27 protein-coding genes are annotated in these 25705 nt (G+C 31.2%); 14 read left to right on the forward strand and 13 right to left on the reverse strand.

All coding sequences use genetic code 11. The features are described 5' to 3' along the window. Positions 1 to 9: 9 nt before the first annotated feature. The 4 genes from hemJ to FOC43_RS05670 form a co-directional block, all read right to left on the reverse strand. Positions 10 to 462 (reverse strand): protoporphyrinogen oxidase HemJ, encoded by a 453-nt coding sequence (gene hemJ / locus FOC43_RS05655; protein WP_002778272.1) that lies wholly within the window; start codon positions 460 to 462, stop codon positions 10 to 12. Continuing rightward, positions 446 to 916: a signal peptidase II gene (lspA, locus tag FOC43_RS05660; protein WP_002778269.1), complete on the reverse strand. Its 471-nt coding sequence runs from the start codon at positions 914 to 916 to the stop codon at positions 446 to 448. Before lspA ends, hemJ begins: the two co-directional genes overlap by 17 nt. Then, complete coding sequence (gene glmM, locus FOC43_RS05665) at positions 909 to 2246, reverse strand: phosphoglucosamine mutase (RefSeq protein WP_002780681.1); 1338 nt, start codon at positions 2244 to 2246, stop codon at positions 909 to 911. The genes lspA and glmM overlap by 8 nt, the downstream gene beginning before the upstream one ends. Before the next feature lie 95 nt (positions 2247 to 2341). Then, positions 2342 to 3367, reverse strand: a complete 1026-nt coding sequence (locus FOC43_RS05670) for a cytochrome-c peroxidase (protein ID WP_002778252.1) — start codon at positions 3365 to 3367, stop codon at positions 2342 to 2344. A 179-nt stretch (positions 3368 to 3546) separates the two neighbouring features. Here FOC43_RS05670 and plsY point away from each other — a divergent pair, with 179 nt between their 5' ends. The 5 genes from plsY (at position 3547) to FOC43_RS05695 (ending at position 7030) form a co-directional block, all read left to right on the forward strand. Then, a complete protein-coding gene (gene plsY / locus FOC43_RS05675) occupies positions 3547 to 4158 on the forward strand; it encodes a glycerol-3-phosphate 1-O-acyltransferase PlsY (protein ID WP_002778250.1) in 612 nt (203 codons plus the stop codon). Next, the gene (locus FOC43_RS05680; protein ID WP_002780678.1) at positions 4143 to 4460 is read left to right on the forward strand and encodes a dihydroneopterin aldolase; all 318 of its coding nucleotides are present in this window, start codon (positions 4143 to 4145) and stop codon (positions 4458 to 4460) included. Before plsY ends, FOC43_RS05680 begins: the two co-directional genes overlap by 16 nt. 78 nt (positions 4461 to 4538) lie before the next feature. Next, positions 4539 to 5210: a homeostatic response regulator transcription factor HsrA gene (gene hsrA, locus FOC43_RS05685; protein WP_002778246.1), complete on the forward strand. Its 672-nt coding sequence runs from the start codon at positions 4539 to 4541 to the stop codon at positions 5208 to 5210. Between the two features lie 114 nt (positions 5211 to 5324). Then, positions 5325 to 5570, forward strand: a complete 246-nt coding sequence (locus FOC43_RS05690) for a YfhL family 4Fe-4S dicluster ferredoxin (protein WP_002778244.1) — start codon at positions 5325 to 5327, stop codon at positions 5568 to 5570. Then, positions 5570 to 7030: a Ppx/GppA phosphatase family protein gene (locus FOC43_RS05695; RefSeq protein ID WP_002783176.1), complete on the forward strand. Its 1461-nt coding sequence runs from the start codon at positions 5570 to 5572 to the stop codon at positions 7028 to 7030. Before FOC43_RS05690 ends, FOC43_RS05695 begins: the two co-directional genes overlap by 1 nt. Here the strand turns inward: FOC43_RS05695 and FOC43_RS05700 are convergent. From FOC43_RS05700 to FOC43_RS05735, 8 genes are all read right to left on the reverse strand, one after another. Continuing rightward, positions 7027 to 7818 (reverse strand): hypothetical protein, encoded by a 792-nt coding sequence (locus FOC43_RS05700; protein WP_002783178.1) that lies wholly within the window; start codon positions 7816 to 7818, stop codon positions 7027 to 7029. The two genes, FOC43_RS05695 and FOC43_RS05700, sit on opposite strands and share 4 nt — an antisense overlap. Next, on the reverse strand, positions 7818 to 8126 hold the full coding sequence (gene fliN, locus FOC43_RS05705) for a flagellar motor switch protein FliN (protein WP_002778241.1): 309 nt from the start codon (positions 8124 to 8126) through the stop codon (positions 7818 to 7820). Before fliN ends, FOC43_RS05700 begins: the two co-directional genes overlap by 1 nt. Beyond that, positions 8126 to 8548 (reverse strand): chemotaxis protein CheX, encoded by a 423-nt coding sequence (locus FOC43_RS05710; RefSeq protein ID WP_002778240.1) that lies wholly within the window; start codon positions 8546 to 8548, stop codon positions 8126 to 8128. The genes fliN and FOC43_RS05710 overlap by 1 nt, the downstream gene beginning before the upstream one ends. Before the next feature lie 69 nt (positions 8549 to 8617). Beyond that, a complete protein-coding gene (gene trpA / locus FOC43_RS05715; protein WP_002778239.1) occupies positions 8618 to 9367 on the reverse strand; it encodes a tryptophan synthase subunit alpha in 750 nt (249 codons plus the stop codon). Further along, the gene (gene trpB, locus FOC43_RS05720; RefSeq protein ID WP_002778237.1) at positions 9360 to 10538 is read right to left on the reverse strand and encodes a tryptophan synthase subunit beta; all 1179 of its coding nucleotides are present in this window, start codon (positions 10536 to 10538) and stop codon (positions 9360 to 9362) included. The genes trpA and trpB overlap by 8 nt, the downstream gene beginning before the upstream one ends. After that, positions 10535 to 11134: a phosphoribosylanthranilate isomerase gene (locus FOC43_RS05725; RefSeq protein WP_002778236.1), complete on the reverse strand. Its 600-nt coding sequence runs from the start codon at positions 11132 to 11134 to the stop codon at positions 10535 to 10537. Before FOC43_RS05725 ends, trpB begins: the two co-directional genes overlap by 4 nt. Beyond that, entirely contained in the window at positions 11121 to 12713 is a 1593-nt protein-coding gene (gene trpD, locus FOC43_RS05730; RefSeq protein ID WP_002778234.1) for an anthranilate phosphoribosyltransferase, read from the reverse strand. The genes FOC43_RS05725 and trpD overlap by 14 nt, the downstream gene beginning before the upstream one ends. Before the next feature lies 1 nt (position 12714). Beyond that, positions 12715 to 13956 carry an anthranilate synthase component I family protein gene (locus FOC43_RS05735; RefSeq protein WP_002778232.1) on the reverse strand — a complete coding sequence of 414 codons (1242 nt, stop codon included), beginning with the start codon at positions 13954 to 13956 and terminating at the stop codon, positions 12715 to 12717. 383 nt (positions 13957 to 14339) lie between these two features. Here FOC43_RS05735 and FOC43_RS05740 point away from each other — a divergent pair, with 383 nt between their 5' ends. The 9 genes from FOC43_RS05740 to motB all read left to right on the forward strand — a co-directional run bounded on the left by FOC43_RS05740 (position 14340) and on the right by motB (position 24536). After that, positions 14340 to 15125: a sulfite exporter TauE/SafE family protein gene (locus FOC43_RS05740; protein WP_002778230.1), complete on the forward strand. Its 786-nt coding sequence runs from the start codon at positions 14340 to 14342 to the stop codon at positions 15123 to 15125. 87 nt (positions 15126 to 15212) lie between these two features. Beyond that, the gene (gene uvrA / locus FOC43_RS05745; protein WP_002778228.1) at positions 15213 to 18035 is read left to right on the forward strand and encodes an excinuclease ABC subunit UvrA; all 2823 of its coding nucleotides are present in this window, start codon (positions 15213 to 15215) and stop codon (positions 18033 to 18035) included. A gap of 1 nt (position 18036) precedes the next feature. Next, entirely contained in the window at positions 18037 to 18570 is a 534-nt protein-coding gene (locus FOC43_RS05750; RefSeq protein ID WP_002778227.1) for a hypothetical protein, read from the forward strand. Positions 18571 to 18590: 20 nt separating this feature from the next. Continuing rightward, positions 18591 to 19268 (forward strand): hypothetical protein, encoded by a 678-nt coding sequence (locus tag FOC43_RS05755; protein WP_002778226.1) that lies wholly within the window; start codon positions 18591 to 18593, stop codon positions 19266 to 19268. Positions 19269 to 19280: 12 nt separating this feature from the next. Beyond that, positions 19281 to 19871: a hypothetical protein gene (locus tag FOC43_RS05760; RefSeq protein WP_002778225.1), complete on the forward strand. Its 591-nt coding sequence runs from the start codon at positions 19281 to 19283 to the stop codon at positions 19869 to 19871. After that, entirely contained in the window at positions 19864 to 20307 is a 444-nt protein-coding gene (locus tag FOC43_RS05765) for a YqaA family protein (protein ID WP_002778224.1), read from the forward strand. The genes FOC43_RS05760 and FOC43_RS05765 overlap by 8 nt, the downstream gene beginning before the upstream one ends. A 63-nt stretch (positions 20308 to 20370) precedes the next feature. Next, entirely contained in the window at positions 20371 to 23010 is a 2640-nt protein-coding gene (gene polA, locus FOC43_RS05770) for a DNA polymerase I (RefSeq protein WP_002780668.1), read from the forward strand. Positions 23011 to 23025: 15 nt separating this feature from the next. Next, positions 23026 to 23802: a flagellar motor stator protein MotA gene (gene motA, locus FOC43_RS05775; RefSeq protein WP_002778220.1), complete on the forward strand. Its 777-nt coding sequence runs from the start codon at positions 23026 to 23028 to the stop codon at positions 23800 to 23802. A 2-nt stretch (positions 23803 to 23804) separates the two neighbouring features. Then, positions 23805 to 24536, forward strand: a complete 732-nt coding sequence (motB, locus tag FOC43_RS05780; protein WP_002778217.1) for a flagellar motor protein MotB — start codon at positions 23805 to 23807, stop codon at positions 24534 to 24536. A gap of 14 nt (positions 24537 to 24550) precedes the next feature. Here the strand turns inward: motB and flhB are convergent, their stop codons facing one another. Next, complete coding sequence (gene flhB / locus FOC43_RS05785) at positions 24551 to 25639, reverse strand: flagellar biosynthesis protein FlhB (RefSeq protein WP_002778215.1); 1089 nt, start codon at positions 25637 to 25639, stop codon at positions 24551 to 24553. Positions 25640 to 25705 lie beyond the last annotated feature (66 nt).

A 25705-nucleotide genomic window follows, 5' to 3' on the forward strand; every position in this document is an offset into this window, starting at 1 on the left:
AAATGAAAATTAAAACGGACGAATCACCATCATTAAAGCAATGATAATAAACATTAAAGTAGGAAATTCATTATAAATTCTAAAATATCTTCCGCTTTTTGTAGAAGTATCATTCGCCAAAGCTTTTAAGCAAAAATAATTATGTATATGAAAAATGATTAAAAGCGTAGCACAGGTAAGTTTTGCATGCATAAAGCCAGAACCCACCATCAAAACTTCTTTATGAGCATGTAACATTAAACTCCCACTAATAACCGTTGCTATCATCGCTGGATTTTGTATACCAAAATAAAGTCTTCTTTCTTGTATCTTTACAACATCAACAAAACCTTTATTGTTTTTATTTTCTGCATGATATACAAACAAACGAGGCAAATAAAAAAGTCCTGCCATCCAAGAAACAAATGCTAAATAATGCACCCATTTAATCCAAGAATAATACTCATTAATCCATTCTGTCATTTTTTTCCTTTTTTATAAAAATTTCTTTTATTAAGATTAAGGCAACGCTTATGTTTATCATCACATCTGCTACATTAAAAATAGCAAAATGAAACCATTTATGCCAAAAAAACATATCCACTACTCCCCCGTGTATAAAACGGTCAAGCAAATTCGAACACCCCGCCCCTAGCATCATACCAAAAGCCACTAAATGTTCTCTTAAGAATTGTTTTTGCCACAAAAGGTATATAACAAGCGCCAATATCAAGGCTAAATGTAAATATTTTAAATAATGCTCTAAAAAACTAAACATAGAAAAAGCAACTCCTGTGTTTAGAGCATAAGTTAAATCCAAATACTCACTTTGCCAACGCAAACCCGATAAAGTTAAAGATTTTACCCACTGATCAAAAGCAAAAACTGCAATAAAAACTAAAATGAAGATCAAGATAGTTTTATATCTTTTAACCATTTAATGCTTTCTTGAAAAATTCAACTACATTTTTCATTTCTTTTTCTAAAATTTTAGCATCTTTAGCTTCTAGTAAAAGTCTGATCAAATTTTCTGTTCCAGAATAGCGAAATAACACATTAATATTTTTATTTTCCAAATCTTGTTTTAATTCCTTCAAACCTTTAATTTTATCCAAATCTTTTTTTTCTGAAATTTTAAGATTGGTTAAAAGTTGAGGATAAGGTTTGATTTGTCCTAAAATAGTACTTGCGGACTTTTTCTTGCAAAGCATCAAAGCACTAAATTGCAAAGCTGCTATAAGACCATCGCCTGTTTTTGCATAATCGCTAAAAATAATATGCCCACTTTGCTCTCCGCCAAAGTTTCCACCCCTAACTTTTAATTTCTCAAGTACATATTTATCGCCTACATTACAAGTATCGAGCTCTATACCATGTCCATTTAAAAATTCTTTCAAAGCCCCATTGCTCATGATAGTAGCTACCACACTGGATTTTAATTTGCCCTGTTCTTTTAAGAAAAGAGCTAAAACTCCAAGCAGGCTATCTCCATTTGCTACTTCACCCTTTTCATCTACCACTACCAAACGATCCGCATCTCCATCAAAAGCAAAACCAACATCTGCACGCAAACGCTTTACTTCAGCGGCTAAATTTGAAGGATACAAGGCTCCACAATTTTCATTGATATTAAGCCCATTAGGTTTATCACTCATCACTATAACTTCAGCTCCCAGTTCTTTAAAAACAGTCGGAGCTACCTTATAAGCCGCTCCATGAGCTACATCTAAAACTACACGCAATGATTTTAGAGTTAAATCCTTAGGGAAGGAATTCTTAATAGAAACAATATATCTTCCTATAACATCATCAATTCTTTTAGCCTGGCCAATTTTCTCCATATCAACTTTAGAGCTTTGGATAAGCTTATCATCATAATAAATTTCTTCAATCTTTTTTTCTATATCTTCGCTAAGCTTATTCCCATGTGCATCAAAAAATTTAATCCCGTTATCATAATAAGGATTGTGTGAAGCTGAAATCATAATACCCGCATCACAACGCATATCTTCAGTTAAAAATGCAATTGCAGGTGTTGGCATAGGGCCTATTTGTATCACATTATATCCTATAGAAGTAAGACCTGAAACAATAGCATTTTCTATCATATAACCACTTCTTCTTGTATCTTTACCTACTAAAATATTATTTGTAACACTCTTATCTTTAAAATAAATTCCAGCGGCCATAGCAAGACGCATAGCTAAAAAACTATCTAAAAATTCGCCCGCTTTTCCACGAACGCCATCTGTCCCAAAAAGTTTCATCATTAAACCTTTCTCAATGAAATTCTAGAAATTATAGCAAAGCTAGGATAAAGAAATTTAAACAAACCCTAAAAAGATTTAGGGTTTGATAAGCCTTATAGTTCAGGCTTTGGAGTTTTTTCTGTAGAAACAGGGAGTTGAGGATAAACCACTGCTGGTTTAGTTCCAGTTAAAGATTTTAAGAAAGTTTCTATACTTTTTGCCTCTTTATCAGAAATTTGAATGCCAAGTTGCACACTACCCATTTCTTTAATTGCATCGGTTAATTTCCATATCGCACCATTGTGGAAATATGGAGCTGTCTCAACTACATTTCTTAAAGTTGGAGTTTTAACCATGCCATTTTCATCTCCTTTAAAATCACCCAAATTTGCAAATTTATACTTACCTGCAACCTCAAATGCTTGCATATTTCCACCTAAATTCACACCATTATGACAAGCTACACAACCTTTGTCAATGAAAAGTTTTAAACCTTTTTGCTCCTCTTTAGTTAAAGCTTTTTCATCTCCATTTAAGAAATTATCAAAGCGAGATGGAGTGATTAAAGTTCTTTCAAAATTTGCTATCGCATCAGCAATATTGTCAAAATTCACACCGCTTTTGCCATAAATTTTCTTAAATTCTTTAACATATTCAGGTAAAGAAGCGATTTTTTCTACAGCTAATTTTGCTGGAGTTGCCATTTCAGCTTCAGATTCAATAGGTCCTTTGGCCTGATCCGCTAAAGTTCCTGCACGCCCATCCCAAAATTGAGTCGTGTTTAAAACAGCATTATATACAGTTGGGGAATTTAAATGATGAGGGTTTGCAGTCCATTTATGTCCCACTGCCGCACTAATACCATCAGCTCCACCAAGTCCTAGATTGTGACAGGTATTACATGAAATAATTCCACTTTTTGAAAGGCGAGGCTCAAAATAAAGTTTTTTACCAAGCTCAACTTTATCAAGAGTAAATTCAGTAGCCTTTACTCCATTTGCTTTCAAAATCTCATCCACGCCTTTTTGATCTTTTGGTAAGGCAACTAAACCTGAATTTTTAGCCTCTTCTATAAGACTTTGAGCATTTAAACTTGAAAAAGCAACTAATGATGCAATCAATAACGATTTGACTTTCATTTACAAACTCCTTTACTTTTAGATATAAACTTAAACTAAAATAATATAGCTTTATTACTTAAATATTTATAAAAATTATTAAATAATATTAATAATTAATTAATACAAAATATATCCTATTTTTTTGATTTATTTATTTTTTTTGCATATAATGCTTCAATTATTTCTTAAGGTTAATAATGGAAAATTTAATCATTTATGCAATTGCTTATCTTTTAGGCTCTATTCCTTTTGGTTTAATTTTAGCCAAGCAATTTGCTCAAATCAATATACAAAATCAAGGCTCAAAAAGTATAGGCGCAACCAATGTATTAAGGGTTGTTAAAGAAAAAGATCCAGCTTTAGCTAAAAAACTTGCAATCGCTACTATTGTTTTAGACTTTGCAAAAGCAACTATACCCTTACTCGTACTTAAATTTTTAAATTATGATTTAAATTTACTTTGGACTGTCGCAGTTTTAACGGTATTTGGACATTGCTTTTCCATCTATCTTTTATTTGAAGGCGGCAAAGGGGTTGCAACTGGAGCGGGTGCTATGATAGTACTTTTACCTTTGGAACTCATAACAGCATTTATAGTTTGGTTTATCGTGGGTAAAATTTTTAAAATTTCATCCTTAGCGTCTTTATTGGCTTTATTAGTTTTTATAGGAAGTTCTTTTATCTTTAATTATGATATGCAAACTATAAAAACGCATGCACCTGTATTTATTATAGCTTTTATAATCATTTATAAACACTTACCCAATATCAAAAGATTGGTTTTTAAAGAAGAATGCAAAGTCATATAAATATCAAAATGCAGTTTAAATGCATTATAGGAATATTAAAATTTGAACGCAAGAAAAAACAAAAGGTTTGTATTTATCTTACAGCTAAAGCAAATGATTTTTTAGATTATGCCAAGGTATCAAAAAAAATCAAAAAATACTATAAAAAAGAACAATTTCTTACCCTAGAAGAATCTTTAGAATTTGTTTGTGCGAAATTACATAGAAAATTTCCGCAAATTTACTATATTAAAATCAAAACTTATAAACCTGAAATAATCAAAAATGCAAGAGTTGGTGTAAAATTAAAAAAATTTTATTAAATTTTGTTTAAAGATATCTAAACATTTACTTAAACTATGTTATACTTTTTTAAAAATTTCTTAATGAAGGATATAATGATGAGGATTTTAGTTATAGAGGATGAGATTAGCCTTAATAAAACTATTATAGATAATCTTAATGAATTTGGTTATCAAACTGACTCTTCAGAAAATTTCAAAGACGGTGAATATTTTATCGGTATAAGACACTACGACTTAGTACTTGCAAGCTGGAATTTGCCTGATGGCGATGGTGCAGAACTTGTCAATACAATTAAGCATAAGTCTCCAAGAACTTCTGTGATGATCATGTCTGCAAAAGCAGATAAAGATACAGAAATTAAAGCACTCAAAGCTGGAGCAGATGATTTTGTAAAAAAACCTTTAGATTTTGATATTTTATTGGCCAGAATAGAAGCAAGACTTAGACTTGGTGGTACAAATGTAATCAAAATAGAAGATTTAGTTATTGACCCTGATGAAGAGAAAATAACCTATAAAGGCCAAGATATAGAACTTAAAGGAAAGCCTTTTGAAGTTTTAACTCATTTAGCAAGACATTCAGATCAAATTGTATCTAAAGAACAACTTTTAGATGCTATTTGGGAAGAACCTGAACTTGTTACGCCTAATGTAATTGAAGTAGCGATCAATCAAATACGCCAAAAAATGGACAAACCTTTAAATATCTCTACTATAGAAACTGTTAGACGCAGAGGATATCGCTTCTGTTTTCCTAAAAAATCCTAAGCATTTTGCACCCTTTGGTGCAAAATTTTTATCTTTATATTTATTTTTTATATTTTATTTAAGTTTTGTTATTGTATAAACTAAAAATTATTTTTAAAATTTTGAAAGGTGATAATGGCTCTTTTGATTACTAAAGATTGCGTATGTTGTGATGCTTGTAGAGAAGAGTGTCCGGATGAGGCTATTTATGAACATAGTCCTATCTATGTGATTGATGCTGATCTTTGTTCAGAGTGTGTTAATGATTTTTCAGAACCTGCTTGTATAGTGGCATGTCCTTATGAATGTATCATACCTGATCCTGATAATGTTGAAAGCATAGAAGAGTTAAAATTAAAAAATCGTAATAGAGAATTTTAATGGCAAAAAAAACCGCTGTTGTAGACTTAGGATCAAATTCCATTAGAATGGTGGTTTTTGAAAAAACTTCGAGATATAGTTTTTATACTACTTGTGAATACAAACGCAAAGTTAGACTTGGAGAAAATGCTTATAACAATGGCAAAATTCTTCAAGAAGACTCTATGCAAAGGGCTGAAAATGCTCTAGCTTTTTTTAAACAATGTGCGCTCAAACACAAATGTAAAAAAATATTCATTATAGGTACTTCAGCTTTAAGAGATGCTCCAAATTCTAAAGATTTTATTAAAAGAATTAAAGATAAGCTAAACTTAAATATTCGATGTATTGATGGAAAAAACGAAAGTTATCTTGGCGGTCTTGCAACCTTAAATTTATTAAGTCCTTTTAAAGATGGCACCACACTTGACATAGGTGGAGGTTCAAGCGAACTTTGTCTTATAAAAAACAATAAAATCATCTCTTGTATTTCATTAGACTTAGGAACGGTTAGATTAAAAGAATTGTTCTATGATAAAGGTAAAGCAGATGCTTTAGATGATTTTATCAAACCCATTTTAGAACAAATCCCTTCTGAATTTTGCAATCAAAATCTCATTGCAATAGGTGGAAGTTTAAGAGCCATTTCAAATTCCATTATGCAAAAAAACTCTTATCCCTTAAAAAATATACATGATTTTAGATATATGCTCGAAGATGAAAAAGAGCATATCTTGAAGATTTTTAACTCTAAAGCAGATGCATTGATTAATTTTGGTATCAAAAAAGATCGTTTTGATACTATTAAAGAGGGTATTTTTATCTTTCTAAAAATAGCAGAAAAACTCAAAGCCAAACAAATCATTACTAGCGGGGTAGGCATTCGCGAGGGTGTGTACTTGCAAGATTTGCTACGCCCTAAACACACTTTTCCTGTAAATTTTAACCCTAGTTTAAAATCTCTACAAGATAGATTTCTTCAAGGAAATATAAACAACAAAACACCTTATTTTTCTATACAAATTTTTAAAGTCTTACAGGGTCTTCATAAAATCCATGAAAAATATCAACAAAGCCTATTAAATGCCGCAAAACTTTGTCATTTGGGTGAATATTTGAATTTTTACTTTGCTAATGAACACTCTGCATATTTTATTTTAAATGGATTAAATTATGGCTTTTCACACCAAGAAAAAGTGTTGATTGCAACTCTTATTAAATTAAATGGCAAGAAGGTAAATCCTTATAATCTTGAGCCCTATAGACAGCTTTTGCCAAACACGCATATCATTTCTTGGTTGAATTTTATTCTTAGCTTAGCTAAAATACTAAGCACAAATGAAAATAAAATCGAAATTGCTTTTGTCAACAATACACTTTATATTTATAGTGAGTCAAAAATTCTTGATCTACCTAAAGATGAACTGAAAAAAATCACCAAACCAGCCACGATAGCCTTAGCTATCAATCAAAAGCCTTAAGATTTTTTATTCTTTTGGCGTTGCTCTATAAGACTTTGGATACGCTTTTTATTCTCTTCAAAGAAAGAATCAAAATTTTTTTCAGATTTTTCTGTAACCTTTGGCTCATAATCTGGAATTTCAATCTCTTCTAATACAATATTAGAATTGCCCACTATCATAGTATAACGCTTGCTTGCGTATTCAAAAACTATCAATTGATTATTTTTATCTAAAAATCTTTGAAATACCATACGAAAATCTCTAGTAACACCCGTATTTTTAAAAGCTAAAGTTCTCTTAAGCCACCAAAGCACTATAAGCAAGACAAATAAAACCAGCATTACTAAAATGTAATTTGTATAATCATAGCCTTCTAAGCTTGTCTTTTTAGAATTTAAAATCGGCTCTTCATTTGTACTTAAATTGCTTTGTTCAGGATTTATGCTTTCTTTACCTTGCTGAACCGCTCTTATCCTAACTCCAAATTTATCATTAATAGAGCTTAATTCTAAGGAGATTGGCTCTTTGTTCTGTAGCATGATATATGTATTATTATCTTTAGAACTGATACTGATCTTATCCACAAGTCCTGAATTTAAACTTTTGAGTTCTTCTTTGCTGTATTTTAAATCACTCAAGGTTAAAAGAGTAAGATTTTTTTCTTTTTTCTGAGAAATTTTACCCCCATAAGCACTATCAAAAGATAGCATTAAATCTACTCTATCATTTCTATCGTAAATATTATAACTGATTAATTCTACAGCAAAAAGGGGCAGTGCGAGTATGCTTAATAATAAAACTTTCATTAAATTTCTTTTTTGAAATATTGAAGTACGGTTTTAGAATCTAGAATTTCATTAATTCTAATTGCTAAATTTTTCTCATAAACCATAACTTCGCCCTTACCAAAGATGCGCTTATTGATATACAATTCAACACTTTCCCCAGCAGGTTTTTCAAGATCGATAACCGAACCTACTTCAAGTTTTAAAAGTTCGGCTACACTCATATTGGTAGTGCCAAGCTCACTAACAAAATCTACTGTGATATCTAAGATATCTTCATAAGACTGCAAAAGTCCGTGACGATCTCCAAAATCAATGTCACTGCCCATTATTTACAATATCCTATTCTAAAATAATGATTTTCAAAGCTATAAGTTAAAGATTCATCTAATATAATAGATGAAAAATCAACCCTACCTAAATACTCTGGTATGCCAAGTTTATACTCATCATCTCCCTTAGCATCATTGAGTAAATTTTTTGCATAACCTATGATTTGATTGGCGCATTCTTTACTTAAATCACACCAATCATCTTCTTTAAATTTTTCATCACGAACTAAAACATTAGCAATTGTTTGTAGAAATTCTTTTGGAAAAAATAAATAAAAATGATATTCTCTACCACTTTTTTCCATTACAGGAATACTGGCTCCATAAAGTTCACCTACTATATCTTCAGCCTTTTCGATATGAAGTCTTAGGATATGTTCAAAAAAATGTGTTATTGAATATTCAAGAACTTTCAACATAATATCACCTTTATAAAAAACTTAATTAAAAATTATAGTAAATATAAAATAAAAATATGTTTTAAAAAATTATTTTTCAAAAATTTCTTCTACACCTTTTAAAATTTGATTTACATCATTGCTTGCAAAAAGCTTTACTATATTCGTTCCTACTATCACTCCATCGGCTAGTTTACGCATATTTCTTACATCTGTGTTATTTTTTACCCCAAAACCAACATAAATAGGCAGTTGTGTGAAAGATCGGATTTCTTGTATTTTTTCTTGCAAAAGTTTATTATCCGCACTTTGTCCTCCTGTTATGCCTACACTAGCAAGTAAATAAATAAAACCCTTAGCATTTTTTACAAGTTCTTTAACACGCTCTTTAGGAGTTGTAATGCTTACAAGAGTAATCAAAGCTATGTCATACTTTTGACATTCTTTATACAAAGGCTTACTTTCTTCATAACTTAGCTCAGGAACTATCAAAGCAGAAATTCCCAAAGCCTTGGCTTTTTTAACAAAATTTTCTAAGCCGTAGGAAAAAATTAAATTATAATACACCATAAAAACAAGGGCTTTTTTTGTTTTTATTTTGGCTAAAAGCTCAAATATTTTATGAATGTCTGCGCCTTGTTCTAAGGCAATTTTTGCAGCATTGGCGATGATCTCACCATCAGCAATAGGATCACTATATGCGATTCCTAATTCCAAAACATCGATCGAACTTTCATCCAAACGCTTTAAAAACTCTTCACTAATTTTTAAATTTGGATAGCCTAAAACCATATAAGCTACATTTGCCTTATCCTTGTAAAATTTTGTAAAATCAACCATAAATTGTTCCTTTTTTATATTCTCTAATCGTTTGCATATCTTTATCGCCTCTACCTGATAAATTAACCACTATCACGCTCTTTTTGTTTAACTTAGGACAAAGTTTTTCCAAAAATGCCAAAGCATGAGAACTCTCAATAGCAGGGATAATCCCCTCTTCCTTACAAAGCATTTTTAAAGCCATCATGCATTCTTCATCGGTAATGGCATAATATTTTGCCCTACCGCTTTGAGATAAAAAAGCATGCAAAGGACCAATTCCTGGATAATCAAGTCCTGCAGAAACACTATGCACAGGTAAGATGTTTCCTAATTCATCTTGCAAAACCTTCGTTTTCATACCATGGATAATACCTGTTTTTCCCTTGGTTAAAGTTGCTGCATGATAAAGGGTGTCAACACCCAATCCCCCTGCTTCAATTCCAATAAGATTTACACTCTCATCTTTGATAAATTCGTAAAAAATTCCACCCGCATTACTTCCACCTCCTACTGCAGCGATGATATAATCTACTTTTTTACCTAATTTTTTAAGTTGACTTTTGCATTCTTTTCCTATAACACTTTGAAAATGTGTAACCATTTTAGGATAAGGATAAGGCCCTACAGCACTTCCAACTACATAAAAAAGATTTTTAATATCCCCCACCCAAGCTTGGATAGCAGCAGTTGTAGCTTCTTTTAAGGTTTTAAGTCCACTTTGTATAGCATTAACCTTAGCTCCTAAAAGCTCCATTTTATAAACATTTAAAGCTTGTCGTTGCACATCAGTCGCTCCCATGTAAATTTCACACTCAAGTCCTAAAAGTGCTGCAGCAGTAGCAGTTGCTAATCCATGCTGCCCTGCCCCTGTTTCGGCAATGATTTTTTTCTTACCCATTTTTTTTGCTAAAAGTGCTTGAGCTATAGCATTGTTGATTTTATGTGCTCCTGTATGGTTTAAATCTTCACGCTTAAGATAAATTTCATGTCCGTATTTTTTACTTAAATTTCGAGCAAAATAAAGCGGAGTGGGGCGTCCTACATAAGTAGCTAAAAGGCCTTGAAGCTCTTTTTTAAAGGCTTTATCTTGTGCAAATTTTAAAAAAGCATCTTCAAGCTCATTTAAAGCAAACATCGCACTCTCAGGCAAAAACTGCCCACCAAATTCACCATAATACGCCTTTTTCATTTTCTCATCTCCTTTAAAATATACTTGATTTTTTCCACATCTTTTAAATGATTTTCCTTTTCTATCTTTGAATTTAAGTCTATGATTTTTGGTTTTAAACTTAAAGCTTCATTGATATTATGAGTTCCTATGCCTCCTGCTAAGGCAAAATCTTTTTTAAAGTCTTTCAAAAGATCCCAGTTAAAACTTTCCCCATTGCCTCCATGAAATTTTCCCTTAGTATCAAATAAAATTAAATCCGCATAAATATTTTCTTCCAATTCCAAACGATCCCCTACACTTAAAACCTGCCAAACAAAAACTCCACTTTCTTTTAAGGTTTTAAACTCAAATTCACTGATTTTTCTATGAATTTGCACTCCATCAAGCTTTGCTTGTTTGATTGCTTTTAAAATAAATTCCAAATTTTCATCGACAAAAACTCCTACACTCTTTTTAAATCCCGCATGGATGATATCGCTTAAATTCATTGCTTGTTCTAAACTAAGCTGTCTAGGGCTTTTTGCAAAAATAAGCCCCATGAAATCGACATTTAATTCAGCGATTTCCTTGGCATTATTTTCATCCTTAATGCCACAAATTTTAAGCTTTGTCATTTAGACTCCTAAAATACTCCATCACCTTGCCAGAATATATAGCCTCTAAAATAATATCTTTTGCTTTTAAAGGTGTTGAAACTTTGTTGGCTGTATAAAGTGCGAACATAGAATTTAAAACCACGATATCAAATTTAGCCCCTTGTATTTTTCCACTTAAGATATCTTTTAAATCCTTAGCATTTTCATAAGCATTGCCACCCATAATCTCACTATGAAAAGCTCGCTTAAAACCAAATTGTTCGGGTGTAACGCCGTATTCATAAATTTCACCCTCTCTTACTTCAAAAATCTTTGTTTCATCGCAAATACTGATCTCATCCATGCCATCATTGCCACGCACCACCAAAGCTCTTTTTCGTCCTAGTGATCTTAAAACTTCAGCCAAAAGCTTATGCACAGGTGCATGATAATTTCCCATCATTTGATATTTAAGCTTTAAATTAGGATGAAGTAAAGGTCCTAAAACATTAAATACAGTTCTTATGCCAAGCTTTGCCCTAAGCTCTCTTAGCTCACCTACTAAAGGATGAAAATACGGGGCATGAAAAAAGGCTAAATTTTTATTTTGCAAATCATTTAAAGCACATTCTAAATTATCAGGAATTTTTACATCTAAAGCATCTAAAACATCGGTGCTTCCACTTGAACTAGAAATCGCTCTGTTTCCATGTTTTGCTACTTTTACCCCCAAAGCTGCTAAAATAAAAGCACTTGCTGTTGAAACATTGATACTTTTAAAATTATCTCCTCCAGTACCACATATATCTATCATATCGCTTTCATCACTAAAGGTTTTAGAATAACGCAAAATTTCACGCACAAGACTGCTTAATGATTTTTGATTGAGGGATTTTTCACTGATTAAAACAAGTAAAGCAGCCGCTTGTAAAGGCTCATAATCCCTGCTCATAATAATCTTGCAAATTTCTGAAAAATCTTCACTTTCTAAATAATGATTTTCACTCATTTTTTGCAAATAAAATCCAAGAGTATGTTTTTTATCCTGAACTGCTTTTTCTTGATTTAAAAAATTAGCAAAAATTTTGATTCCGTATTCGCTAAAATAACTTTCAGGATGAAACTGCACGCCAAAATAAGGTAAAGTTTTATGTTTTATAGCCATGATAACATTATCATCACTCAAAGCCAAAATTTCAAAATCATCGGGCAAATTTTTAACTTCTAAAGAGTGATAACGCATCACACTTACCTCATCTTCAAAATCTTTAAAAATTGTATCTTTATTATAAATTTTAATTAAGGAATTTTTTGCATGCATAGGGTTTTGCAATTTAGCAATTTCGGCCTTAAAACTAAAACCCAAAGCTTGATGTCCTAAGCAAATTCCAAGCGTAGGGATGTTGAGTCGTGATTTAAAAATTTCAAGACACACTCCACTATCTTTTGGGTGTTTTGGACCAGGACTTAAAATGATATAGTTTGGATTTAAAGCTTTGATTTCATCAAGAGTGATTTTATCGTTTCGAACAACTAAAATTTCACCCTTGTATACATTTTCGAGCATGGATTTGATATTGAAAACAAAAGAATCATAATTATCAATTAAAAGTATCATCTTAACTCCTTTTAGCCATTTTTTCAAAACTTACTAATAAAGCTTTACGCTTAGCGCAAATTTCTTCATATTCTTTTTGTGGATCACTTTGTAAAACTATACCCGCTCCACTTGCTATAAAAGCTTTATTTTCTTTAAAAAAAGCCGATCTTATGATAATAGCTAAAACCACATCTTCATTAAAATTTAAAAACCCAACAGCGCCTCCATAAACTCCTCTGTCTAAATTTTCAAGCTCATTGATAATTTCTAAAGCTCTAATCTTTGGGGCACCACTTAAAGTTCCTGCTGGAAAAACCGCTCCTATAATATCAAAAATATTGGCTTGCTTATCCATCGTCGCATAAACTTCACTGACTATATGCATGACAAATTTATTTCTTGTTATACTAAAAAGATTTTCAACTCGCGTATTTGTACCGAATTTAGATGCATCATTTCTAGCTAAATCAACAAGCATTTTATGCTCACTCAATTCTTTTTCATCGCTTAAAAGATCTTTTTCTAATTTTAAAATATCTGAATTTTCATCCAAATTTCGAGTACCTGCTATAGGAGCTAAAAAAATTTCTTTGTTTTTTATTTTCAGTAAAAACTCTGGAGAAGAACCTAACACAACCCCATATTGAGTCGGAAAATAAAACATATAAGCACTAGGATTTAACTCACTTAAAGTTTCATAAAATTCAAAACTATCAAAATTATGCTCTATGCAAAGCTGCTTGCTTAAAACCACTTGAAAAATATCTCCGCTTAAAAGATATTCCTTGGCTTTTTCCACACTTTGGATAAAATCTCTTTTTTCTTCTTGAAAATCCTGCAAGATTTTATATTCGCAAACTTTTTTATCGAAAACAAAATCTTCTTTTAAAAAATCAAAATACTTATTTTCTCCGTATTTAAAAAACATTTTGCTAGTTTTTTCATAAACCAAATAAGCTTTAGCATTGGCAAATAAAAAATTTGGAAAATCATAATTTTTATTTTCATTTGAGGGTAAATTCTCAAACAAAGAAATAAAATTTGCACTAAAAACACCAAAAAATCCAGAATATTTGCAAATTTGCTCCCTTGAAGCATTTTCATAAAATTTCGCCTTTAATTCGCTAAGAGTGATATCCTTAGCATCATAAAAATCGCAATCAATACCTATAATAACCCTAGTAGAATCTTCAGCAAAGTAAGAAGAAGGAAATTCTTTTAAAATTTGCCTATAATATAAATTTGCTTTCATTTCAAGCATAATACAACCTTTATAAAAAATAAAATAAAAAAATATTGAGAAGTTAAAAAAGAAGCTTAGAAGCGCCAAAAACGAAGAGTGTGTGTTGATACTAAAATTAAAGAATTATTTAAAAAATCGTTTTTATTCATCTTCTACCTTTCAAAAAATTAAGCCTCATTTTAAACTATGATGACTTTTATTAATTTTAGAGAAAAAAACATAAAATTATCCTTTAATATTTATTTCATTTTCAAAAAAATAAATCCATGTAACTCTGTGGAAAATATTTTGTCAAAATAAGCCTTGTAAAACATTATAAAAAATTTTAAAACTAAGATAAGCTTGATAAGATAAAATTACTCCTTATTTAATCAACAAACGATATAAATTTAGGAAAAAGTATGAATTTTACAGATTTGCCTTATATCTTTATAGGTATATTTTCAGGTATTACTTCAGGACTTTTTGGCATAGGTGGGGGAATGATTATCGTGCCCTCAATGTTTGCTTTAGGAGCAAGTGCTCATCATGCTATTGGAATTTCTGTATTACAGATGATCTTTGCGGCCATTTTTGGTTCTTATATTAATTATAAAAAAAAGAATTTAAATCTCAAAGATGGTATTGTTATAGGACTGGGCGGTCTTTTGGGGGCAAGTTTTAGTGGAATTTTATTACAAGCCTTAAGCGATGTAGCTCTTACTGCTATATTTTTAGGAGTAAGTTGTGTATTTTTTATCAAATATGCCTTTGGCATCAAAGAAAGTGTTGTAAAAAGCCATAAAAGCGTATGGGTTAAAAATGGAATTTTATTTATAGCGGGAGCTTTTACGGGAATTTTTGCTATTTCTTTAGGTATAGGCGGAGGGCTTTTAATCGCTCCAATTTTAGCTTATTTCTTAGGCTATGATAGCAAAAAAGTGGTTTCGCTTTCTTTATTTTTTGTTATTTTTGCTTCAATCTCTGGTATCATCTCTTTTGCAAATTCAGGTGTAATTGACGCTGAAGTTATCCACAAAGGTGTTTTAGTAGGTTTTGCTTCTATGATAGGTGTTTTTATAGGTATAAAAATCATAGAAAAAATGCATATTTCAGCTCATAGAAAAATTTTACTTTGCGTATATGCTTTATCCATACTTGCAACCACTCTTTCTCTGCTTAGAAAACTTGGAATTTTAGCATTTTAATCCATTAAAATGCTAAAAAATTTAAAAACATAATTTTTATATTTTTATGTTAAAATGTTAAATTTATTTAATGCTTAGGAAAAACTTATGAATGATACGATAAAAATCATTGGCGCAAAGGAAAATAATCTTAAAAATATTCATCTTGAAATTCCAAAAAATAAACTCATTGTTTTTACAGGATTAAGCGGTAGTGGAAAATCAACCCTTGCTTTTGGCACACTCTATGCCGAAGGTCAACGCCGTTATATAGAAAGTTTGAGTGCTTATGCAAGACAATTTTTAGACAAGGTAGGCAAACCCGATGTGGATAAAATCGAAGGTTTAACCCCTGCTATTGCGATTGATCAAAAAACCACTTCTAAAAATCCGCGTTCTACAGTCGGAACCATCACTGAAATTTATGATTATTTAAGACTTTTATATGCAAGAGTGGGCATTCAGCATTGCCATCAATGCGGACAAAAAATCTCATCTATGAGTGCAAGTGATATAGTAGGAGAAATTTTAAAATTTCCAAAAGGAGCTAAAATCATCATCTACGCTCCTTTGGTGCGTGAAAAAAAAGGAACTTATGCGGATTTACTTGAAAATTTGCGCAATAAAGGCTATGTAAGAGCGCAAATTGATGGGGTTTTAGTAAGACTTGATGAAGATATAGAACTTTCAAAAACTAAAAAACATACGATAAAACTCGTCATTGATAGACTCGAAATACAAGAAGATCTACTTTCTCGCCTTGCAAGCGATATAGAAAAAGGTTTGGAAGAAAGCTTTGGAGAAATCGAGATAGAAGTCTTAAATCCCGATGAAGTAGGACTTAATAAGCACTATCACTTTAGCGAACACTCCGCTTGCTTTGCTTGTAAAATTTCCTTTGTTCCTCTTGAGCCTTTAAGTTTTTCTTTTAACTCTCCAAAAGGGGCTTGTGAAGCCTGTGATGGACTTGGAATTCGCTATACCCTAGATATGAAAAAAATCATCGATGAAAGCCTAAGTCTTGAAAATGGCGCGGTAAAAATAATGTATGGATTTAACAAAAGCTATTATTATAAATTTTTAATTGCTTTTTGCGAGCAAAATGAAATTCCTATTAAACTCCCTTTTGCTGAACTTAGCGAAGAACAAAAACGCCTTGTGCTATACGGAAATGCAAAAACCATTGACTTTTTTTGGAAAAGAAATCGCCTCAAACGCACCTTTGAAGGTGTGGTAAAAATGGCTTATGAAATGCTAAAAGATGAAAAAGACTTAGCAGAATACATGAGTGAAAAAATTTGCAAAGATTGTGCAGGTCATCGTTTAAAACCTGAAAGTTTAGCCGTAAAAATAGCCTCTAAAGGACTAGGCGAAATTTTAGATATGAGTATAGAAGATAGCACTAGCTTTTTTGCAAATAAGAAAAATTTCTCTTATTTAAGCGAGCAAGAAAGACTTATCTCTGAACCCATATTAAAAGAAATCAACGAAAGACTTTTCTTTTTATATGATGTAGGACTAGGCTATTTATCTTTAGGACGCGATGCAAGGACGATTAGCGGAGGTGAGGCACAAAGAATTCGCATCGCTTCACAAATTGGCAGTGGTTTAAGTGGGGTGATGTATGTTTTAGATGAACCTAGTATCGGACTTCATGAAAGAGATACAGCAAAACTCATTAAAACCTTAAGAAATTTACAACAAAAAGGCAATACTCTAATTGTCGTAGAGCACGATAAAATGACTATAGAAGAAGCTGATTTTATCGTAGATATTGGCCCAAAAGCAGGAAAATTTGGAGGCGAAGTGGTATTTGCTGGAACTTATAAAGAACTTTTAAAAAGCAAAAGTGAAACCGCACTTTATATGAACGGCAAGAAGCAAATTTCACAGCTTCAAAACAGAGAACAAAAAGAATGGCTAGAACTTAAAAATGTAAATATCAATAATATCAAAGATCTAAGCGTTTCTTTTCCTTTGCAAAATTTAGTCGCGATCACAGGTGTTTCAGGATCTGGAAAAAGCTCTCTCATACTTCAAACCTTACTGCCTTTTGCACAAGAAGAATTAAACCGCGCCAAAAAAGTAAAGAAATTAGGTGGGGTGCAGATTGAAGGGCTTGAAAAACTAGATAAGGTTATTTATCTTGATCAAAGTCCTATAGGACGAACCCCGCGATCAAATCCTGCTACTTATACAGGTGCCATGGATGAAATTCGCAATCTTTTTGCTGCTACCAAAGAAGCTAAAATGCGAGGCTATAAAGCGGGGCGTTTTTCTTTTAATGTTAAGGGTGGAAGATGTGAGAAATGCAGTGGCGATGGAGAGATTAAAATAGAAATGCACTTCTTGCCCGATGTAATGGTGGTTTGCGATACTTGCCATGGCAAACGCTATAATGATGCCACACTAGAGATTAAATACAAAGGTAAAAATATCAGTGAAATTTTAAATATGAGCGTTTTAGAAGCAAGTGAATTTTTTGCAGCTGTGCCAAAAATCAAACAAAAACTTGATACCTTAGTAAAAGTCGGACTTGATTATCTTACCCTAGGACAAAATGCAACGACTTTAAGTGGGGGTGAAGCGCAAAGGATAAAACTTGCAAAAGAATTAAGCCGCAGTGACACAGGAAAAACGCTTTACATACTTGATGAGCCGACCACAGGGCTACATTTTGAAGATGTCAATAAACTCATTTTAGTTTTACAACACTTAGTCGATCTTAAAAATTCTGTTTTTGTGATAGAGCATAATTTAGATGTGATTAAAAATGCTGATTATATTATCGATATGGGTCCAGAAGGCGGAGTAAAGGGTGGAAAAATCATTAGTACAGGAAGCGTGGAAAAAGTTGCAAAAGATCATAAGAAAACAAAATCTTATACAGGATATTATTTGGATTTAGAGCTTAAAAACGCAAAGAGTTAAAATGACACAGGAACAAAAAATATCATTTTTTAAGATTAAAAGATTAAGTATTTATATATTTTTTTGTGCTTTATATAATTTTTTTTACTTTTTTTCTTATGAAAATGTGGGAAGTTTACATTGTGAATTTCTTTGTATCAGCGGTAGATTTTTATGCTTTTTTTCTTGGATTTATATAGTTCTTGCTTTTATTTTTATGGTGGCAAGAATTTATTTTTTATTTTCTTCTAAGAAAATTTTAATTTATTTTTTGCTTGCCATTATAAGCCTTGGCTCATCTTTTTTTCTTTTGGAAAATAAAATTTTATTTTTAGGGCTTTTAGCTTTATTTTTCGTTTTTTATTTTTTATTTTCACTCACTCTTGCTTCGCTTTTTAAAGAAGTGAAAATGTCCTTTTATTTTGTGTTTTTATGTATGCTTTTAGCATTTTTATTTTTTGAGAAATTAAGCTTTTTATTTTTCTTTCTTGCTTTACATTTTTTAACTTTTGCTTATGCTTTTGATAGGTATGAAACTTTAAAAAAGCTGTATTGAGTTCAATTTTAAAGGAAAAAATGTCAAATTTAAACTTTCATCAAATGTTTGAAATTCAAAGACAAAATGATTTTAAAAGTATCAAAAAGCTTGCGTGGGTAGTTTTTATAAGTTTTTTACTTTGTGTTTGTTTTCAGTTTTTACCCATTATTCTTGATTTTGCCTATGATTTAAAATTGTTGAAATTTAATTCTAACACTAATATTTTAGCTATGGTTTTTAATGCAATTTTTTTAATTTCTTATTTGATTATGATTTTAAAACTTTATTTTGTAAGTCAAAGTAAGGTTTTATTGATCAGTTTTTTTATAGCTGCATTTACTCAATTTATCGCTTTATTAAGCTTGAATTATCTTATTGCTAGTCCTGTTGTTGATAAGATATTACGTATTTTTCTATATGGCTTTTCTTTTTTATGTCTTGCAATAGCCATTTTTTGTACTTTTATATTTTTTAAGACTTTAAAAACTTTATGTGAAAATAAGATTTATTTTAAACTTTGTTTTATTTTCAAAAGTGCGATTTTGATAATTATCTATATACTTATGTTTGTTCTAATTTATAGCGAGCATTCTCTTGCTTTAATTATCGCTTATTTTATGATTTTTTTCTTTGCAGGCTTATTATTTACCATTTATTACGCACTATTTGCTTTCGCGCTTAGTAAAAACCAAAATATCAAATTATCCCAAACTTAAAGCTTATATCCAATGAAAAAGAAAATATTTAAATTTAGTATTTTATTTACCATTTTTATAAGTCTAAGCCAGAGTACTTTGGTTTTTATTTTTAATCATTATTTAATTATTGATTATAGTGCTTATGAAACACTGCCACAAAGCTTTGCAATGCTAAATTTAGCCGATCAAAAACTTTATCATTTAACGCAAAATTTACGCTTTTTACATTCTATTTTAGCTTTTTTATTAATAATATCATTTTTCTTTGTGCATTTATTTTTCTTTTATATTTCCAGAAAAGAAAAATTTATACCTTATTCCTTTTTTTGTTTTGTGCTTATGGTAATAAGTGCTATTGCTAATTTACTTGAAGGTATAGAGCAAAAAGAAAGTATTTTTTGGTATTACAAGGCATTTCTTGATGTTGGTGTTTGTTTAATTTATCTTTTGTTTTTAGATAAATTTTTTCAAAGTCACCTTTTTAAAATCTTTTTTGTATGTGCTTGCTTGTGTACAATTTTAACAAAATTTAAATTTATGGATTTTACCACGCCTTTTGTTTTGCCTATTTATCTTTTTATTTTATTGATTTTAATGCGTAAAAAGAGCTTTAATGTTTGATTTTTTATATAATGATATTAGCTACTTAGGGCTTTTTATCGTATGTTTTCTTTCAAGCACGCTTTTGCCTCTTGCAAGTGAAGCCTTTGTTGTAGCTTTTATAAAACTTGATTTTAATGCTCATTTGGTTTTATTTATAGCTACTTTAGGCAATACCCTAGGAAGCTTAAGCACCTATGCTCTAGCCTATCTTGGCAAAGAAAAAATTTTAGAAAAATATTTTTCCAAATCTTTAAAAAAGCTTGATAAATTCAATGCAAATTTTACTAAATTTGGAAGTCTTTATGCTTTTTTAACCTTTTTACCCTTAATAGGAGATATCTTTGCTTTAGGCCTTGGTTTTGCAAAATACCCTTTCATCAAAGCTTGTTTTTTCATAAGTCTTGGCAAATTAAGCCGCTATATTTTTATAATTTTTATCGCTAATTCTTTATAAAAATCATCAATCTTTAAAGTGAATTTTGGGATAATAATTTAAAACCCACTAAGAAAGACAACCATGAAAACTTTAACTATTATCGATACTTTTGGCTTCTTTTTTCGTCTTTATTATGCACTCAAAGGATTTAAAAATTCTCAAGGACAAGCTAGTGGAATGATTAGCGGTTTTGCTAATTTTATCTATAGTCTTAAAAACGAATATAAAAGCGATTATATTATTTTTGCACTAGATTCTAAGGGCAAGACATTTCGTAGCGATATTGATCCAAATTATAAAAAAAATCGCACCCCGCCCCCACCCGAACTTTTGGAACAAATTCCAATTTGTATAGAAATGATAGAAAAAATGGGCTTTATGAGTGCCTCTTACGAGGGTTATGAGGCAGATGATATCATCGCTTCAGTGGTTAAAACTTGTAAAGATAAAGATATTTTTGTACGCATTATAACACAGGATAAAGATCTTTATCAGCTTATAAAAGATGGTAAAACAAGTATTTATAGCCCTATTTCAAAAAATGACTATGATGAAGAAGCTTGCTTTGAGAAATACGGTGTCAAACCTTATCAAATTAAAGATTTTTTAGCCTTATGTGGAGATAGCTCGGATAATATCCCAGGAGTTAAAGGCATAGGAGCAAAAGGTGCTAAAACATTGCTTGATGAGTTTGGAAGTATCGAAGGCATTTATGAAAATTTGACTCTAGTACGCAATGAAAGAAGTCGTAAATTGCTTCTAGAAGGTAAAGAAAATGCTTTTCTTAGTAAAAAACTTGCTTCTTTGTATGAGGATTTAGAAGTAAGCAACTTGTTAGAAAAAGCTGATTTTCCTCAAGATGAGCCTCTTTTAAAAATTCTTGAAATTTTAGAGCATTATGAACTCAATGTCTTACTTAAAAAACTTCGCCAAAACCCCGATAATAAAGATAAAAATTTAGGCTTTAAAGCCACTCTTATCCAAGATGAAGACAAACTCTTTGAAATTTTAAATTCTCTTGAACAAGAAAGTATCATAGCTTTTGATACTGAAACCACAAGCATTGATACCAAAGAAGCAAAAATTGTAGGATTTAGTTTTTGTATGAGTGAAAATGAAGCCTTTTATGTACCTCTTACTCATAATTATTTAGGTGTGGGTAAGCAAGTATCATTACAAAGCGCTAAAAAAGCTATAGAGCTTATTTTTAAACATTTTATCATAGGGCATAATCTTAAATATGATTTTAAAATCATAGAAAATAATTTTAAACTCTCTTTGCCGCAAAAATATGCTGATACTATGATTTTAGCATGGCTTAAAAACCCTTCCTTAAGAGTCAATATGGATGATTTGGCTCTAAGACTTTTTAATTATGAAACCTTACATTTTGAAAGTCTTGTAAAAAAAGGAGAAAATTTTGCAAGCGTAGAGCTTGAAAAAGCTTGCAAGTATGCAGCTGAAGATGCTTATATCACTTTAAGATTTTATCTTTATTTTTTAAAAAATCTTGAACCTCATTTGCTTGATCTTGCTAAAAATTATGAATTTGATTTTATTAAAATTATTATGATGATGGAAGAAAATGGCATAAAACTCGATACGCATGCTCTTGAAATTCTCATGAAAAAATTTGAATCTGAAATTAAAATTTTAAGCGAAGAAATCTATGCTTTATGTGAAGATAGATTCAATCTTAATTCCCCAAAACAAGTAGGCGATATACTTTTTGAAAAACTCAAGCTTCCAAGTGGAAAAAAAGGTAAGACAGGGTATTCTACCGATGAAAAAGTCTTAAATGAACTTCTCGATAAACATCCTGTTATTTCTAAAATTTTAGATTATAGAGAACTGGCCAAGCTTTATTCGACTTATTGCGAGCCCTTGTTAAAACTTGCTTTAAAAGATGAAAATTCAAGAATTTATTCGAGCTTTTTACAAACAGGTACTGCTACAGGCCGTCTTTCATCTAAAGATCCCAATTTACAAAATATCCCCGCGCATGGACAATATGCAAAAGATTATAAATCCTGCTTTATAGCCAAAGAGGGATTTAGTTTTATCAGCCTTGATTATTCTCAAATCGAACTTAGAATGCTAGCGCACTTTAGCGAAGATGAAAAACTTTTAAATGCTTTTAAAAACGATGAGGATATACATGCAAGAACCGCTATAATGATATTTGGCGAGAGTAATTATGAAACAAGAAGTATAGCAAAAAGTATTAATTTTGGCTTGATTTATGGTATGGGTTATAAAACCTTAAGCAAAAATCTAAAAATTGAAGCCAACTTAGCTAAAACCTATATAGAAAAATATTTTGAAAATTTTACTAGCATTAAAAGTTATTTCGAAAAAGTAAAAAATGAAGCCAAGGCTAATGGTTTTATTAGCACCTTAAGCGGACGTAAACGCTATTTTGACTTTGAAAATGCTAAACCCATGCAAGTGGCTATGTATGAAAGAGAGAGTATAAATTCGATTTTACAAGGATCAGCTGCAGATATTATAAAATTTGCCATGCTAGAAATTGCTAAAATTTTAAATCAAGATAAAAGGCTTATCTTGCAAATTCACGATGAACTTATCTTTGAAGTTAAAGATGAATTATGTGAAAATTTTGTGAAAAAAACTAGTGATATTATGGAAAATATAGTAAAATTAAAGGTAAAATTAAAAACAAGCTCAAGTATCGCCAAAAAATGGGGCGATTTAAAATAATCAAGGAGTGATTTAATGGATCTTTCAACCATATTAGGAATGGTTCTTGCAGTAACTAGTATCTCAGTAGGAGATATACTCGAGGGAGGAAATCCTCTGCATGTTATCCACCTTTCTTCTTTTCTAATCGTTATGCCAACGGCAGCTTTTTGTGCCATGACTTCAACTCATAAAAAAATTGTAAAAGCAGCCTATAAAGAACTTAAAATCGTTTTTAAAGGTTCAGGTGTAAATCTACCTGAAAGAATAGCTCAGCTTATCGAATTCGCAATTATTGCACGCCGAGATGGTCTTTTGGCTTTAGAATCAAGAACAAATGAAATTGAAAATGAATTTTTAAGAAATGCTATGATGATGCTAGTAGATGGAAAAAGTTTTGAAGAAATTCATGAAAGTATGGAAATTCAAACCGAACAACTTGAAGAACACTATAAAGAATGTGCAGAATACTGGATAATCTTTGGTGAAACTTGTCCTACTATGGGACTTGTTGGAGCGGTTTTTGGGTTGATTTTAGCACTGAAACTTCTAGATAATCCTCAAGCAATGGCAGCAGGTATTTCAGGTGCTTTTACGGCTACGGTTACAGGTATTTTCGGTGCATATGCACTTTTTGCTCCTTGGGGAAGAAAGATGAAAGCTAATGGTATGGATCTTGTAAAAGAGCAAATTGTCATTACTGAAGCTATAAAAGGAATTGCAGAAGGTGCTAATCCTAGAGATTTAGAAGCTAAACTTTTTAACTTCTTAAGTCACGATGATCCAAGAATTTCACAATTTGACAAAGGTTAAAAATGGCTAAAAAACATAAATGCCCAGAATGTCCAGCAGGTGAAAAATGGGCTGTGCCTTATGCAGACTTTCTAAGTTTGCTTTTGGCGCTTTTTATTGCTCTTTGGGCAATTTCTAAAACAAATCCAGCTAAAGTAGAAGCACTGAAAACCGAATTTGTAAAAATCTTTGATTATACTGCAACCCAAACCGTGCAACAAGAAACACAAGATACTTATAAATATAAGGGTTCTCAAGAAGAAAAAGAAGATGAATTGAGCAAACTTAAACAAATGGCCGTAAATCAACAAGAAGTTATTAAAAAACTTCAAGCCGCTCTTGATCAATCCGAAAATCAAGAAATACTTAACCTACCTTCCAAGGTTGAATTTGAAAGAGGAAGTGCACAAATAGTATCTGCAGATATTCAAGATTATCTTAAACGCATTGCTCAGCTTATTTCATACTTACCTCCTCAAATAGAAATTGAAATCAGAGGTTATACTGACAATAGTGACTCAGCCTTAAGAAGCTATGATCTAGGCTATACAAGAGCAGAAAATGTTTTAAAATATCTTATAGAAGGCGGAGTTAGCACCAAAAATATAAACCTTAAAAGCTATGGATTAAATAGTCCCATCAATGGAAATCCACAAGCTTTAGAAAACAATAGAGTGCAAATTTATTTTAAAGTAGATATTAAGGATAATGACGCAAAACAATCAGTGCTTGATCTTATAGAAAAAAGCAAATAATAAAATTTATTTGCTTAATTATTTTTCTTGACCTGTCCTGCTAAACGACTTTTATTGTTAGTATTGTAAACAAATCCAAGTACCTCTGCTACAGCTTTAAACATTTCTCTAGGAATAAGATCATTAATATCACAAGCCTTATAAAGCTCTCTCGCTAAAGGCGGATTTTCATAAACAACTACATTATTATCATAAGCAACCTGTTTTATACGAAGTGCCAAAAAATCTACTCCTTTAGCCACAACTCTAGGAGCTTGTTCTTTTGTTGTATCATAACGAATCGCTACAGCATAATGCGTCGGGTTTGTAATAACCACATCCGCCCCTGCAACATCTTGAACCATACGGCGGCGTGCTGCTTCCATTTGTAAGCGACGAATCCTCCCTTTTACCTGAGGATCTCCCTCCATTTGCTTGTATTCATCTTTAATTTCTTGCTTGCTCATTCGCAAGCCTTTAAAATACTGAAAACGCACCAAAAAAATATCCAAAACAGCAATCACTAAAAATGCTATGATTACAATAGCTGCCAAAATAATAGCCCTATCCCTAAGCCAAATGAGTTGTCCAATGATATTATAACGCTCAACCAAAGGTAATTCTTGCATAAATTTTAAAAGCACTATAAAAGCTACAGTAAATACTACGCCTACCTTAAGCACGATCTTAACACTCTCGACAAGCTTTTTTAAAGAAAATAAATTTTTTAAGCCTTTTAATGGATTGATTTTTCCTAAATTAGGCATTATAGGTTTGGTCGTAAAAATAAAACCAAACTGCATAACATTACCTAAAATACCTGCGATCATAATACTCAAAACTATAGGTGCTAGCAAAATCAAAACTTCAAAAATGCTTTTAATCATAATGGCTTGGATAATACGCAAATCAAATTCAACACCTATAAAACTTTGATAATATCTATATAGATTAGTAATTCTTTCACCGATAAAACCCATCATAAAAAGTGTAATCACAAAACCAACTATTAAAGTAACAATAGCTGCTGCGTCTTGGGATTTGGGGACATTGCCTTCTTTTCTTGCGTCTTCTATTTTCTTGGACGTGGGTTCTTCAGTTTTTTCTTGATCTTCGCCTGCCATAATTAGCCTAAATTTAAGTTTATAAAATTAGATAAAATTATATAAAAAAATGATGAATTTTAATTA

This window comes from Campylobacter coli, assembly GCF_009730395.1.
Lineage (GTDB): Bacteria > Campylobacterota > Campylobacteria > Campylobacterales > Campylobacteraceae > Campylobacter_D > Campylobacter_D coli.